This window comes from Micromonospora sp. DH13, assembly GCF_020873825.1.
Taxonomy (GTDB): Bacteria; Actinomycetota; Actinomycetes; order Mycobacteriales; family Micromonosporaceae; genus Micromonospora; species Micromonospora haikouensis.
The window spans coordinates 24,868-38,912 of record NZ_JAHWGR010000022.1 but is presented as its reverse complement, the minus strand read 5'-3'; the positions used below and the strand labels follow the sequence as shown (position 1 = coordinate 38,912).

Below are 14,045 nucleotides of genomic sequence, written 5' to 3'. Positions count from 1 at the left end.
CGACGTGGACGCAACTGCTCGCGGTGAACCGGCGACGCGCGACGGCGAACCCGCCGTCGGTGCCCCTCGCGCCGGTGCTGCTACCTAGCTCCGCGGACCATTGTCATCAGCTCACCTGGATGCGTCAACCTGCGGGGGACTCGCCCCGGACAGCCGGAAGCCCCCGGCCCCGCATGGGGGACCGGGGGCTTCCGGGACGGTCAGCTCAGCCGGCCTGCTCTGCGAGCTGGAGGAACTGCCGCTTCGACGCGAGCGCCTGCTCGGCCTCCTTGATCCGCCGGTTGTCCCCGGCGGCCTGGGCCCGGGCCAGCCGCTCCTCGGCCTCGGCCACCTGCGAACGCATCTGGGCCAGCAGCGGGTTGTCCTCCTTGGTGGTCCGACGCCACGCCGAGTCCATCACCTCGCGGACCTTGTCGTCGATCACCCGCAGCCGCCGCTCCAGCCCGGCCGCGGCCTCCCGCGGCACCCGGCCGGCCTCGTGCCACTGCGCCTGGATCTCGCGCAGCTTGGCCTGGGCACCCTTCGGGTCGGCGTCGACGTCGAGCGCCTCCGCCTCGGCGAGCAGCGCCTGCTTGCGCTCCAGGTTGGCCCGCTGCTCGTTGTCCCGCGCCGAGAACACCTCGCTGCGCCGGGTGAAGAACGCGTCCTGGGCCGCCCGGAACCGTTCCCAGAGCTTCTGCTCGGCCTCCTTGGCGGCGCGCGGGGCGGCCTTCCACTGGTTCATCAGGTCCTTGAGCTGGTTGGCGGTGGCCGCCCAGTCGGTGGAGTCCCGCAGCTTCTCGGCCTCGGCGACCAGGTCCTCCTTGACCTGCTGCGCCTGCTTGCGCTGCGAGTCCAGGGAGGCGAAGTGCGCGCCCCGGCGGCGGGTGAAACCGTCCCGGGCGGCGGCGAACCGCTTCCACAGCTCGCCGTCGACCTTCTTGTCGACGCCCCGGATGGTCTTCCACTCGTCGAGGATCTCCTTGAGCCGGTCCCCGGCGGTCTTCCAGCCGGTCGACTCGGCGGCCAGCTTCTCCGCCTCCTCCACGAGGGCGGTCTTGCGCGCCAGGGCCTCGCCCCGCGCGGCCTCCCGTGCGGCGCGCGCCTCGCCCGCCTTCTCCTCGGCGACCGCGGCGAGCTTGTCCAGCCGCGCGGCCAGGGCGTCGATGTCGCCGACGACGTGCGCCTCGGCCAGGGAGGCGCGGATCCGGCGGATCGTGGTCAACGAGTGTCCGGCGTCCGCCGCGCCCGAGTTGAGCCGTGCCTCGGTCAGGTCCACCTCGGTGACCAGGTCCGCGAAGCGGCGGGCGAAGTGGGCCAGTCCCTCCTCCGGAGCGCCCGCCTGCCAGGATCCGACCACTCGCTCGCCCTCGGCGGTCTTGACGTACACGGTGCCGTCCGCGTCCACCCGTCCGAAGGCCGTCCAGTCGCTCATGTGCCCATCCTCGTTCTCCCGGCGTCGACGGGCCAGGGCCCGCGAGCGCCGCCACGGCGCAGCAAAGTTACTCCCGGCATTGTCACAGGTCCGCCCCCGTCCGCGTCGAGCGCCTGTCGTCGACCGTGACCATACGGTGTCCTAGCCCCCCGATGACCGGATCGGCGCGGGGACGCACCGGCGGGTCCCGCTACGGTGAACGGGTGCCTCTGGTCGCCGCCGCCGTCTGCCCCCACCCGCCCCTGATCGTGCCCGAGCTGGCCGGCGCCGCCGCCGCTGAGCTGGACGAACTCCGCGCCGCCGCCGACGCCGCCGTGGCCCGGCTGCTCGCCTGCGCCCCCGACGGGCTGGTGCTGCTGGGCACGGGGCCGGCCACCGGGTGGATCGCGCCGCCGGCCGTCGGCTCCTTCCGCCCCTGGGGAGCGGACCTGTCCGTCCCGCTCCCGGCGGGGCCCCACGACGACAGCCCGCTGCCGGCGCGCGCCGTCCCGGTCGCCGGTGACGCCCCGGCGACGGCGGACGCCCCCACGCTCCCGCTGAGCCTCGCCGTGGGCGCGTGGCTGCTCGCCCGGCACCGGGTCGGGGTGCCGGTCGACGCCGCCCAGGTGGCCGCCGCGGCGACCCCCGCCGAGCTGGCCGCGCTGGCCGGGCAGGTGCACCGGCACCGCCCCCGGGTGGCGCTGCTGGTGCTCGGGGACGGCTCGGCGTGCCACGGCACGAAGGCCCCCGGCTACGCCGACCCGCTCGCGGGAGCGTACGACGAGGGGGTGGCCCGGGCCCTGGCCGGCGCGGACGCCGAGGCGCTGCTCGGCCTCGACCCGGCGGTGTCGGCGCGGCTGAAGGTCGCCGGGCGCGCGCCCTGGCAGGTGCTGGCCGGCGCGGCCCGGGCGGCGGGCGGCGACTGGCGGGGCGACCTGACCTACCACGACGCGCCCTACGGCGTCGCCTACTTCGTGGCCACCTGGGAGCCGGCGTGACCGCGGGCAGCGACGGGCGTGCCGGGCGCGGCACCGTCGTCGCCGTCGTCGGGCCGACCGCCGCCGGGAAATCGGCGCTGAGCATCGCCCTCGCCCACGCCCTCGGCGGCGAGGTGGTCAACGCCGACTCGATGCAGCTCTACCGGGGCATGGACATCGGCACGGCGAAGCTCACCCCGGCCGAGCGGGACGGGGTGCCGCACCACCTGCTCGACATCTGGCCGGTGACCGAGCCGGCCAGCGTCGCGGAATACCAGCGGCTGGCCCGCGCGGCGGTCGACGACATCCTGGCCCGGGGCCGGGTGCCGCTGCTGGTCGGCGGCTCCGGGCTGTACGTGCGGGCGGTGCTGGAACGGTTCGAGTTCCCCGGCACCGACCCGGCGCTGCGCGCCCGGCTGGAGGCGGAACTGGCGGCCGCCGGCCCCGCCCCCCTGCACGCCCGGCTGCGCGCGGCGGACCCGGCGGCGGCCGAGGGCATCCTGCCCGGCAACGGCCGGCGGATCGTCCGGGCCCTGGAGGTCATCGAGCTGACCGGTGCCCCGTTCACGGCGGCGCTGCCCGAACCCACCCCGTACTACCCGTCGGTGCAGCTCGGCGTCGACCTGGACACCGCAGCCCTCGACGAGCGGATCGCGCTGCGGGTGGACCGGATGTGGGCCGACGGCCTGGTCGCCGAGGTCCGGGGCCTGCTCGACCGAAGGCTGCCCGAGGGCCGCACGGCCAGCCGGGCACTCGGCTACCAGCAGGTGCTGCGCTTCCTCGCCGGCGAGCTGACCGAGGCCGAGGCGCACGACGAGACGATCCGGGCCACCCGGCGGTTCGTCCGCCGGCAGCGCTCCTGGTTCCGGCGCGACCCGCGGATCCACTGGCTGGACTCCGCCGACCCGGGGCTGGCCGAGGCGGCCCTGAGTCTCGTCGGCGCGGTTGCGCGATGATGGGGGCGTGGAGTTCACCAAGGGACACGGCACCGGCAACGACTTCGTCATCCTCCCCGACCCGGACGGCGCGCTCGACCTGACCCCGGGCCTGGTAGCGGCGCTGTGCGACCGGCGGCGGGGCCTCGGCGCGGACGGCGTCCTGCGGGTGGTGCGGGCCGCCAAGCACCCCGAGGGGACGGGCCGGGCCGGCGAGGCCGAGTGGTTCATGGACTACTGGAACGCCGACGGCTCGTTCGCCGAGATGTGCGGCAACGGCGCGCGGGTCTTCGTCCGCTACCTGCTGGAGCAGGGGCTGGCCGCGCCCGTCGACGGCACCGTGCCGGTGCTCACCCGGGCCGGCCTGGTGCGGGCCCGCGTCGAGGGCGACGACATCGCCGTGGAGATGCGCCGCCCCCGGCTGTACGACACGTCGACCGCCGCCCTGGGCGGGCTGACCCTCACCGGCACCGCCGTGGACGTCGGCAACCCGCACCTGGTCTGCGCCCTGCCGGCCGGGCTGGAGCTGGGCGCGCTCGACCTCACCCGGGCCCCCGCCTTCGACCCGGCGCTCTTCCCGGCCGGGGTGAACGTCGAGTTCACCGTCCCCGGCGACCCGGTCGACGGCACCGACGGGCACGTGCTGATGCGGGTCCACGAGCGGGGCTCCGCCGAGACGCTGTCCTGCGGCACGGGCGCCTGCGCGGTCGCCGCGGTCGCCCTACGCGACGCCGGCCGGGACACGGGCACGATGACGGTCGACGTGCCCGGCGGTCGCCTGACGGTCACGGTGACCGACGACTCCTGCTGGCTCGCGGGCCCGGCCCTCCTGATCGCCACCGGCACGGTCACCCCCACGACCATGCCCCACTGACCCGTCCCGTCCCGCCCCGCCGCCCCCCGGCGGCTCGGGTCGGTGATCAAGAGAGAAGCGTCAGGGTTGACCTCGACGATGACGCAAACCTCTTGATCACCGAGGCGAACCGGGGGGACGTGGGGTGGGTCAGGGGGTGGCGCTGGCGGCGGCGGCGATCTCGGGGAGGTCCGCCGGGCCCGGGTCGGCGGCCGGCGGGGGAGTCGCGGCGGCGGGGGTCTGCGCGGCGGCGCGGACGGCCGCCGCGACCGCCGGGGCCACCCGGGAATCGAAGACGCTGGGCACGATGACCGTCGGGTTGATCTTGTCTTCGCCGACGACGTCCGCGATGGCCCGGGCCGCCGCGATCGCCATCTCCTCGGTGAACTCCTCGGCGTGCGCGTCGAGCATGCCCCGGAACACGCCCGGGAAGGCGAGCACGTTGTTGATCTGGTTGGGCTGGTCGGAGCGGCCCGTGGCGACCACGGCGGCGTGCTTGCGCGCCTCCCGGGGGTCGACCTCCGGGTCGGGGTTGGCCAGCGCGAAGACGATCGCGTCCTTGGCCATCGTGGCGATGTCGTCGCCGGTGAGCAGGTTGGGCGCGCTCACCCCGATGAACACGTCCGCGCCGCGCACCGCCCCGGCCAGGTCGCCGGAGTAGTTCTCCTTGTTGGTGTTCTCGGCCAGCCACTGCCAGGCCGGGTTGAGCCCGGGCAGGCCGCGGTGCAGGGCGCCCTGCCGGTCGTACGCGATGATGTCGCCCACACCCTGGCGCAGCAGCAGCTTCATGATCGCGGTGCCGGCCGCGCCCGCGCCGGAGACGACCACCCGCACGTCCGCGAGCTGCTTGCCCACGACGCGCAGGGCGTTGGTCAGCGCGGCCAGCACGCAGATCGCGGTGCCGTGCTGGTCGTCGTGGAACACCGGGATGTCCAGCGCCGCGCGCAGCCGGGCCTCGATCTCGAAGCAGCGCGGCGCGGCGATGTCCTCCAGGTTGATCCCGCCGTACGCGGGCGCGATCGCCTTGACGATCGCCACGATCTCGTCGGTGTCCTGGGTGTCGAGCACCACCGGCCAGGCGTCCACCCCGCCGAAGCGCTTGAACAGCGCCGCCTTGCCCTCCATCACCGGCAGCGACGCCGCCGGCCCGAGGTTGCCCAGGCCCAGCACCGCCGAGCCGTCGCTGACCACCGCGACCGTGTTGCGCTTGATGGTCAGCCGGCGGGCGTCGGCCGGGTTCTCCGCGATCGCCATGCAGACCCGGGCCACCCCCGGCGTGTACGCCCGGGACAGCTCGTCGCGGTTGCGCAGCGCGACCTTGGAACTCACCTCGATCTTGCCGCCGAGGTGCAGCAGGAACGTGCGGTCGGACACCTTGCGCACGTCCACCCCGTCCAGGGCGGTGAGCGCGTCGACGACCTGGTCGGCGTGGCCGGCGTCGGCGGTGTCGCAGGTGAGGTCGACCAGCACGTGGGTCGGGTCGGAGTCGACCACGTCCAGCGCGGTGACGATCGCCCCGGCCTCGCCGACGGAGGTGGTCAGCCGGCCGATCGAGGACGCGTCCGCCGGCACGGAGATCCGGATCGTGATCGAGAATCCCGCGCTCGGAAGTCGGGTGATGGCCACAGGATTCCCTCCGTCAACGCTGATCGGGGTCGGTCGTACCTCGCCCGCATTTCTACTCGCCCGCCCGGATCGCGGAGCACTCACCCCCACGTTCGGTGGTCCACGCGACGGGCATATAGCGGGTGCGTCCGGCGTTGACACGTGTCAGGATTGGTCGTACGCGACAGAATCCGTCGCCACGGCATATAACGGACAGGAGGCGCGGCTTGCGCGACCAGGAGACCTACGTACCCTTCACGGACGACGAGCTCGAGGCGACCACCGGGGAGTTCGAGCTGTCGGAGCGGCAGGCGCTGCGGCGGGTCCCTGGCCTCTCCACCGAGCTCACCGACATCACCGAGGTCGAATACCGCCAGCTCCGGCTGGAGCGGGTCGTCCTCGTCGGGGTCTGGACCGAGGGCACGCAGACCGACGCCGAGAACTCCCTCACCGAGCTGGCGCTGCTCGCCGAGACGGCCGGCTCGCAGGTCCTCGAAGGGCTCATCCAGCGCCGCAGCCGCCCCGACCCTGCCACCTACATCGGCCGGGGCAAGGTCGACGACCTCGGCGCGGTGGTGCTCGCCAGTGGCGCCGACACGGTGATCTGCGACGGCGAGCTGTCGCCGTCCCAGCTGCGCAACCTGGAGCAGCGCACCAAGGTCAAGGTGGTCGACCGCACCGCCCTGATCCTCGACATCTTCGCCCAGCACGCCAAGAGCAAGGAGGGTCGGGCGCAGGTCGAGCTGGCCCAGCTCGAATACCTGCTGCCCCGGCTGCGCGGCTGGGGCGAGACGCTGTCCCGGCAGACCGGTGGCTCCGGCCGCGGCGGCGGCGCGGGCGGCGGCGTGGGCGTCCGCGGCCCCGGTGAGACCAAGCTGGAGACCGACCGACGGCGCATCCGGCACCGCATCTCCCGGCTGCGCCGCGAGATCAAGGCCATGCGGACGGTACGCCAGACCAAGCGCGCCCGCCGGTCCCGCAACGCGGTGCCCGCCGTGGCCATCGCCGGCTACACCAACGCCGGCAAGTCCAGCCTGCTCAACCGGCTGACCGGCGCCGGCGTGCTGGTGGAGAACGCCCTGTTCGCCACCCTGGACCCGACCACCCGCAAGGCCACCGCCCCCGACGGGCGGATCTACACCCTGTCCGACACCGTCGGCTTCGTCCGGCACCTGCCGCACCAGATCGTCGAGGCGTTCCGCTCGACGCTGGAGGAGGTCGCCGAGGCCGACCTGGTGGTGCACGTCGTCGACGGCACCCACCCCGACCCGGAGGAGCAGGTCCGGGCGGTCCGCGAGGTGCTGGCCGAGGTCGGCGCGGACCGGCTCCCCGAGCTGCTGGTGGTCAACAAGACCGACGCGGCCGACGAGGAGACCCTGCTGCGGCTCAAGCGGCTGTGGCCCGACGCCGTCTTCGCCTCGGCCCGCTCGGGGCGGGGGATCGACGAGGTGCGGGCGGCCATCGAGACGCGGCTGCCCAGCCCCGCCGTGGAGGTCCGGGCCGTGCTGCCGTACGACCGGGGGGCCCTGGTCGCCCGGGTGCACCGGCAGGGCGAGGTGCTCAGCTCCGCCCACCTGCCCGAGGGCACGATGCTGCACGTACGGGTCAGCGAGGCGCTCGCCGCCGAACTGGCGCCGTTCGCCTGAGCATCGTGGTGAATGGGAATCCTTATTAACGGGTGTGGGGGCGCACCGAGACGGATCGATGATCAAACCAGAGACTGGATCTGCCTGATTGCCCGGTGCCGCCCCCCGTCTCCACGTCCCGATGATCAGCGTCGAGACCACCCTGTACGAGTGCGAGGTTTCGTCGCAGGCCGCCAATGCATTAAAGGTCAGCGCCGCCCTGACATTGCGTCGAAGATGCGCCCGTATTCTTTGCCTCTACGACCACCACCCGCAGACGGCAGGGTCCTCTGCGCCGACGAAGTTTGGCCGTTGAATCTACAAACCCCTCCGGCCGCGGCCTGATGATTCCGGGCACACCGGTGCGACTGAGTGTCTATCTGCATCCCCCGAGGTCAAGGCTTATGCATGGTCACTGCCTTGGACCTGACTAGGACCAAACTGCCGGTGAGCTGCACTACCGTCCTGCTTCGCCTTCAATGGCATCGACCACTGCAGTCACGCACCGAATGGGCCAGCCGAAATCGCATTCGCCACCCGGCGACAAGATTTACTACCAGAGTGACCCGTTCTAGGCTGCATGGCAAGACGCTAAAAGCAGGGGGATGGTGCCGAATCGTATCGGAAATAGGAGAATCCTACTGAGTATGCGTTCGGCATGGAGCCGCTGGAGTCGTTTCGGTACATGGTGAAGCTATTGACCGAACCGTTATATCTTACTTCGATTTGGTCGCCAAGATCGCTGATTTGGGAAAGGTTGGCGTCCGCTCGCCCAAAAGTTGCAGTGCCAACCACTCCATCAGCGGTTAGACCGTATCGTTGCTGCCAGTTCTTGGTTGCCGCCACGGTGTTTGGGCCAAAGTCGCAATCGATGTCAGCGTAGTCGTAGTTGGTTCCATCGCTTTCCTTTGCGCCGTCAGCCCAAAGAATTAGCTGCCAGAGCCCGGTTGCCCCGCTGTAACGATGGGAACTTTGGGATACCGTGCCCTCGTCTCCAAAGTCGTCGGTGACGACTCCGCCGCCAGCGACATACCCCTCGCTGGTGTTGGCTTCGGCCGGTGCTGCGAAGGCTGCAGCTCCAACGAGGGCTGCGGCCATAGTGAATGCCGCCCGCTGTTTCCAGTTGGTCATGAGACTCCTACCTCTGGCACTGTTGGCTGAAATTGGTGGTGACCTGATTCAAATAATATCGACTAGCGGCATTGTGTCAATGGCGGAAGGTGGGACATTACTCCTGGCCTGTCCGGGTGTTAAATAACGACTAAGTGTTGGATAAATTGTTGCCGCATTGTGAGCTCTAGCACCGTTGCTGTGAGCGAAGGGCGCGCCCCTGCACTGGTGAACACGTCTCGGATCCCGGTTCCGACTCAGGGCTCGGGCGGCGAGGGGCACGCCGGACCGCCCGTCGCGGGCGGTCCGGCGTGCTCCTCGCGTTTACACGGGCATGCGACACTGACCCCATGCGCCGCGCTGTTTCCTCGGTCACGGTTGCCCTCGGCCTGCTCGGGGCGACCGTGGCGCTCACCGGAGTCGCCCTGGCCGCGCCCGCCCCCGGGGCCGCCGCCGCCCCCGAGCCGACCCCCGGCAAGAAGCGCTGCGCCGTCACCGACGAGCGGCTGCGCGAGCTCTCCGGCCTGGTGGCGACGAAGAGCGGCTACGTCGTGATCAACGACGGCACCACCATCGAGGACCGCAAGCGGGTGTTCTTCCTCGATACCAAGTGCCAGGTGACGAAGGAGGTCCGCTACTCGGGCAACGGCCCGCTCGACACGGAGGACCTGGCGCTCTCGCCGGACGGCGGGAAGCTCTGGATCGGCGACATCGGCGACAACATCACCAGCACCCAGCGCCGGGAGCGGGTCGCGGTGTGGAGCATGCCGGCCGACGGATCGACCCGGCCGGTGCTGCACCGGCTGTCGTACCCGGAGAAGAAGCCGCACGACGCCGAGGCGCTGCTGATTGGCGACGACGGCAAGCCGCTGATCATCACGAAGGTGGCCAGCGGCAAGGCCGAGATCTTCACCCCGGAGGGCAAGCTCAACAGCGGCGACACCGACCCCGTGCCGATGACCAGGGTCGGCGAGGTCTCGCTGCCGAAGACTGACACCGATACTCGGATGGGCCCGCTCGGCCGGATCGCGATTACCGGGGCCGCTCGGTCTCCCGACGGCACCCGCGTGGTGCTGCGTACGTACGCAGACGCGTTCGAGTTCGACGTGGCGAACGGTGATGTCCTGGCTGCTCTGACTGCCGGAAAACCCCGGGTTACCCCCTTGGCTGACCCGTTCGGCGAGGCGATCGCCTACACGCCGGACGGGAAGTCCTTCGTCACCGTGTCCGACGGCGGGTCCATGGAGGAGGGCGAGCCGATCGAGATTCTGAGCTACACGCCCTCGACGGAAGGTGCGAAGCCAGTCGCCGGCGGGGACGACGTAGCGAAGCCGGCGGCGGAGAAGTCGTGGATGGAGGGGCTGAGCCTCGACGAGATCACATACCTCATCGCGGCAGTCGGCGTGATCGGCGCGCTGATGGTCGGTGCCGGCATCGTCGGGATCCTGCGGGCCCGGCGGCGTCCCGCGCCGCCCGACGACCCGGCGGGCGACGCCGACCTGCCGGAGCGCGACGAGTTCCCGCTCAACGCCGGTCCGGGCGGACCCGCGCGGGGGCGGCCGGTCGAGGACCCGCCGCCCGGCGGCGGCCGGGGCCGGGGCGGCGTCTACGGCGGAGCGCCGGCGGGCGGTGGCGGCTACCCCGCGACCCCGGCTCCCGCCGGCGGACCGCGCCCACCCTCCGGCGGCGTGTACGGCGGCGCGGCCCGCCCGGCGGGTGCCGCCCGCCCACCACAGGGCGGCGGTGTGTACGGCGGCGGCGGAGGGCGGCCCGCCGGCGGCGGCTACGGCGGCGGGCAGCCCGGCGGCGTTCCCCCCGGCCGGGGCGGCGGGGCGGCGCAGCCGGACCGGCCGGCCCAGCCGGGCCGTGGCGGGGTCTACGGCGGGCGGGCCGAGCCGCCCCGGCGCGGGCGCGACCCCCGGGACCCACGCGGAGGACGACACGGCGACGGCGGGCCCGGCGACGAGCGCGGCGGCTACGGCCAGCCGCCCGGCGGAGGCCGCGAATACCGGGGCGACCGCTACTGACCGTCGTCGCGCCCCGGCGCAGGGCCGGGCTGTTCGCGGCGGCGACCGCCGTTGATCTTCCGGCCCGGGTGCGCGGGCACCCGGGCCTTCCTCGCGGGGCCGGCGCCCTCCGGCTACCCGTCGGCCGGGGCCGGGGGCCGGCAAACCGTCAGATGCGGCGCAGGACGGCGACGACGCGACCCATGATGGTGGCGTCGTCGCCCGGGATCGGGTCGAAGGCCGGGTTCTGTGGCATCAGCCAGACGTGGCCGTCGCGGCGGCGGTAGGTCTTCACGGTCGCCTCGCCGTCGAGCATCGCGGCGACGATGTCGCCGGCCTCGGCGGTCGGCTGCTGCCGCACCACCACCCAGTCGCCGTCGCAGATCGCCGCGTCCAGCATCGAGTCGCCCTTGACCTGGAGCATGAAGACCTCACCCTCGCCCACCAGCTCGCGGGGGAGGGGGAAGACGTCCTCCACCGCCTGCTCGGCGAGGATGGGGCCACCGGCGGCGATCCGGCCGAGCATCGGCACGTACGCCGGGGCGGGGCGCTGCGAGCGGCTCGCCTCGTCGTCGAGGGTGTCGCTGGGAGTCCGCACGTCCACCGCGCGCGGGCGGTTCGGGTCGCGCCGCAGGAAGCCCTTCTTCTCCAGCTCCTTGAGCTGGTAGGCGACGCTGGACGGGGAGACGAGGCCGACGGCCTCGCCGATCTCCCGCACGCTCGGCGGGTAGCCGTGCCGCTCGACCCAGGTGCGGATGAACTCCAGGATGCGGCGCTGCCGCGCGGTCAGGTCGACCGTGGCCGGGTCGGGGAAGCTGCTGACCACCGGGGTGACCGGACGCACGGCCGGCTGGGCGGCCCGGCTGCGCGCGGCGCGGGGGCGCCGGGTGGCCGGCGGACCCGCCTCGGTGCTCTGCTGCGGGTTCTTCGGCCGGCTGGCCCGGTCCTCGGTCACGTCCGTCCTCCCTGGTCGGCGCTCGGTGCCCGGCGGCTCGGGGGCTGTGGGGTCGGAGCCGCGCGCGGTTGCCTCGACCGGTCCGCGTGGCTCGCCGGCCCGGTTGTTCTTGACCGTATAGGTGAGATCGGTCATTTTCAAACATCTGTACGACCTTCGTCGGCGTGTCGGACTCGAAAAGCGGGAAATCCGAACGCCTGTTCTGATAAATGGTACGCGCGCTCGAACGTCAGTTCGACGTTCGCCCTGCCCGGCCCTCGTTCGAGGGCTGGTCGGCCGCAGGGCGTGACCGGGAGGACGCATGCCGCGTTGGGGCTTTCGGCGGTCCTGCGGAGGGGGTGCCGACGTGATTCTGGCGACGCGCCGGACACGCCCCGGCGAACTTGACCACGGTCCGCCGGACGCATACGGTCAACCCCTAGATGTAGTAGTCACACGGGCGTAAGTCGCCTACAGGTTGGGTTCGACTACCGACCGCACTCCCCGCTACCGCACCCGGTGGTGGTCCCCGAGCGGGGCCGGCGCCGCGGTTTCGCGTGCCCGGGGATGCCTGTCGGCCCGCCGTCGATGAAGGAGGTCAGGCGATGCGGTGCCCATATTGCCGGCACGCCGACTCCCGGGTCGTCGACTCGCGGGAGGCCGACGACGGCCAGCTGATCCGGCGGCGGCGGTCCTGCCCCGAGTGCGGCAAGCGGTTCACCACCGTCGAGGAGGCGGTGCTCGCCGTGGTCAAGCGCAGCGGGGTGACCGAGCCGTTCAGCCGCATCAAGATCGTCGGTGGGGTGCGCAAGGCGTGCCAGGGGCGACCGGTCGACGAGGACTCGATCGCCCTGCTCGCGCAGAAGGTCGAGGAGACCATCCGGGCCAAGGGGGCCGCCGAGATCCCCAGCCACGACGTGGGCCTGGCGATCCTGGGCCCGCTGCGGGACCTGGACGAGGTGGCCTACCTGCGCTTCGCCAGCGTCTACCGCTCGTTCGACTCCCTCGCGGACTTCGAGCGCGAGATCGAGACCCTACGGGCCGCCGCCCGCGCCCGGGAGGGCGCCGGGGCCGGCGACGGGGCGGCCGCGGCGGGGGCCGCCGGCCGTACCAATTGATTTTCCTGGTTTCTGACAGTTTGGACGCGCGGCGGGTGACCGCGCAGACGAGGGGGCGGATGAGATGGCGGGGGACGGCGTGACAGCAAGCCGGACGCGGACGAAGGCCAGCACCGGCCTGAAGGTCGAGCGGGTGTGGACGACCGAGGGAGTCCACCCCTACGACGAGGTGACGTGGGAGCGCCGCGACGTCGTGATGACGAACTGGCGGGACGGCTCGATCAACTTCGAGCAGCGCGGGGTCGAGTTCCCCGAGTCCTGGAGCGTCAACGCGGCCAACATCGTCACCACCAAGTACTTCCGGGGCGCCGTCGGCACCCCCGAGCGGGAGTGGTCGCTGCGGCAGCTCATCGACCGGGTGGTCAGCACCTACCGCGCCGCCGGTGAGGAGCACGGCTACTTCGCGACCCCGGCCGACGCCGAGGTGTTCGCCCAGGAGCTGACCTGGATGCTGCTGCACCAGGTGTTCAGCTTCAACTCGCCGGTCTGGTTCAACGTCGGCACGCCCTCACCCCAGCAGGTCAGCGCGTGCCTGCCCTACGACTCGCTGGTCAGCACCCCCGGCGGCCTGGTGCCGATCGGCAAGCTGGTCGAGGAGAACGCCGTCGGGGCCAAGGTGTACGACGGCGGCGGCCTGACCAGAATCGTCGCCGTCAAGGCCAACGGGGTGCGCGAGGTCATCCGGCTGCACACCAAGGCGGGTTACCAACTCGACGTCACGCCGGACCACGTGGTGTGGAAGAGCACGGGCGACGGCACGGGCCAGTGGGTCGAGGCCGGCACGCTCGCGCCCGGCGACAAGCTGGAATGGCACCGCACCTACGCCTACGGCGAGAGTGAGATCGACCTGCGGGAGATCCGCGAGGCCGCCCTCGCCGGCTGGTTGCAGTCCGATGGTTTCGTGGGGCAGTACGACGAGGGCACCAACCGGTCGCTGACGATCGAGGCGATGACCGTCAACGACGACGAGCTGGACTGGGTCACCGTCACCCTCGACGAGGTCTTCGGCGACGCGCACCGGCACGAGCGCACGGTGACGACGCAGAGCGACGAGCTGGACTGTCGGCGTACCCGCCTCTACGGCGAGCACCTGCGCCCGTTCGTGCAGAAGTGGGACCTGCTCACCCGCGGCGTCGAGATGGAGGTGCCGCGGCAACTCTTCACCGCGCCGTTGCCGGTCGTCGCGGCGTACCTGCGTAGCATCTTCCAGGCCGAGGGCTACGTCTCCGCGCGCGAGCACTCGACGCTCGCGGTGGACATGGTCTCGGAGAAGCTGATCCGGGGCGTGCAGAGCCTGCTGCTGCGCTTCGGGATCTTCTCCCGCGTCGCGCACAAGCCCGACCCGCGCTCGAACCGCAAGGACTGCTGGTCGGTCCGCATCCAGAACGACGGCGACCGCGACCTCTTCGCCACCCACATCGGGTTCGTCGGCGCGGAGAAGATGGCCAAGCTCGAGCAGAGCTTCGCCAAGGCGGGCCGGTCGGCCGGC

Annotated in this window: 10 protein-coding genes and 2 pseudogenes; 8 read left to right on the top strand and 4 right to left on the bottom strand. The window is 72.3% G+C overall.

All coding sequences use genetic code 11. From position 1 onward, the window contains the following. Nucleotides 1–205: 205 nt before the first annotated feature. Nucleotides 206–1,414 (bottom strand): DUF349 domain-containing protein, encoded by a 1,209-nt coding sequence (locus LPA42_RS20775; RefSeq protein ID WP_077936770.1) that lies wholly within the window; start codon nt 1,412–1,414, stop codon nt 206–208. 152 nt (nt 1,415–1,566) lie between these two features. Here LPA42_RS20775 and LPA42_RS20770 point away from each other — a divergent pair, with 152 nt between their 5' ends. From LPA42_RS20770 to dapF, 3 genes are read left to right on the top strand one after another with little or no spacing between them, the layout of a single operon-like run. Next, nucleotides 1,567–2,391 carry a hypothetical protein gene (locus LPA42_RS20770; RefSeq protein ID WP_198956487.1) on the top strand — a complete coding sequence of 275 codons (825 nt, stop codon included), beginning with the start codon at nt 1,567–1,569 and terminating at the stop codon, nt 2,389–2,391. After that, complete coding sequence (miaA, locus tag LPA42_RS20765; RefSeq protein WP_096761607.1) at nt 2,388–3,326, top strand: tRNA (adenosine(37)-N6)-dimethylallyltransferase MiaA; 939 nt, start codon at nt 2,388–2,390, stop codon at nt 3,324–3,326. Before LPA42_RS20770 ends, miaA begins: the two co-directional genes overlap by 4 nt. 7 nt (nt 3,327–3,333) lie before the next feature. Continuing rightward, complete coding sequence (gene dapF / locus LPA42_RS20760) at nt 3,334–4,179, top strand: diaminopimelate epimerase (RefSeq protein WP_228986792.1); 846 nt, start codon at nt 3,334–3,336, stop codon at nt 4,177–4,179. 129 nt (nt 4,180–4,308) lie between these two features. On the opposite strand, the gene LPA42_RS20755 is transcribed toward dapF, so the two are convergent. Continuing rightward, the gene (locus LPA42_RS20755) at nt 4,309–5,784 is read right to left on the bottom strand and encodes an NAD-dependent malic enzyme (protein WP_091277321.1); all 1,476 of its coding nucleotides are present in this window, start codon (nt 5,782–5,784) and stop codon (nt 4,309–4,311) included. 206 nt (nt 5,785–5,990) lie between these two features. Here LPA42_RS20755 and hflX point away from each other — a divergent pair, with 206 nt between their 5' ends. Beyond that, nucleotides 5,991–7,409: a GTPase HflX gene (gene hflX, locus LPA42_RS20750; protein WP_077936771.1), complete on the top strand. Its 1,419-nt coding sequence runs from the start codon at nt 5,991–5,993 to the stop codon at nt 7,407–7,409. 570 nt (nt 7,410–7,979) lie between these two features. Here hflX and LPA42_RS20745 read toward each other — a convergent pair. After that, nucleotides 7,980–8,519 (bottom strand): peptidoglycan-binding protein, encoded by a 540-nt coding sequence (locus LPA42_RS20745; RefSeq protein ID WP_077936772.1) that lies wholly within the window; start codon nt 8,517–8,519, stop codon nt 7,980–7,982. A 329-nt stretch (nt 8,520–8,848) separates the two neighbouring features. Here LPA42_RS20745 and LPA42_RS20740 point away from each other — a divergent pair, with 329 nt between their 5' ends. Next, nucleotides 8,849–10,525 (top strand): hypothetical protein, encoded by a 1,677-nt coding sequence (locus LPA42_RS20740; protein WP_228986791.1) that lies wholly within the window; start codon nt 8,849–8,851, stop codon nt 10,523–10,525. 148 nt (nt 10,526–10,673) lie between these two features. Here LPA42_RS20740 and lexA read toward each other — a convergent pair whose 3' ends face one another. Next, nucleotides 10,674–11,459: a transcriptional repressor LexA gene (gene lexA / locus LPA42_RS20735; protein WP_043962489.1), complete on the bottom strand. Its 786-nt coding sequence runs from the start codon at nt 11,457–11,459 to the stop codon at nt 10,674–10,676. Between the two features lie 584 nt (nt 11,460–12,043). Between lexA and nrdR the strand changes: the two genes are divergently transcribed. The 3 genes and pseudogenes from nrdR to LPA42_RS34550 form a co-directional block, all read left to right on the top strand. Beyond that, nucleotides 12,044–12,556, top strand: a complete 513-nt coding sequence (nrdR, locus tag LPA42_RS20730) for a transcriptional regulator NrdR (RefSeq protein WP_043962490.1) — start codon at nt 12,044–12,046, stop codon at nt 12,554–12,556. 64 nt (nt 12,557–12,620) lie between these two features. Continuing rightward, nucleotides 12,621–13,088 (top strand): annotated as a pseudogene (locus LPA42_RS34555) (vitamin B12-dependent ribonucleotide reductase); the annotation flags it as partial. Further along, nucleotides 13,089–13,967 (top strand): annotated as a pseudogene (locus tag LPA42_RS34550) (LAGLIDADG family homing endonuclease); the annotation flags it as partial. Nucleotides 13,968–14,045 lie beyond the last annotated feature (78 nt).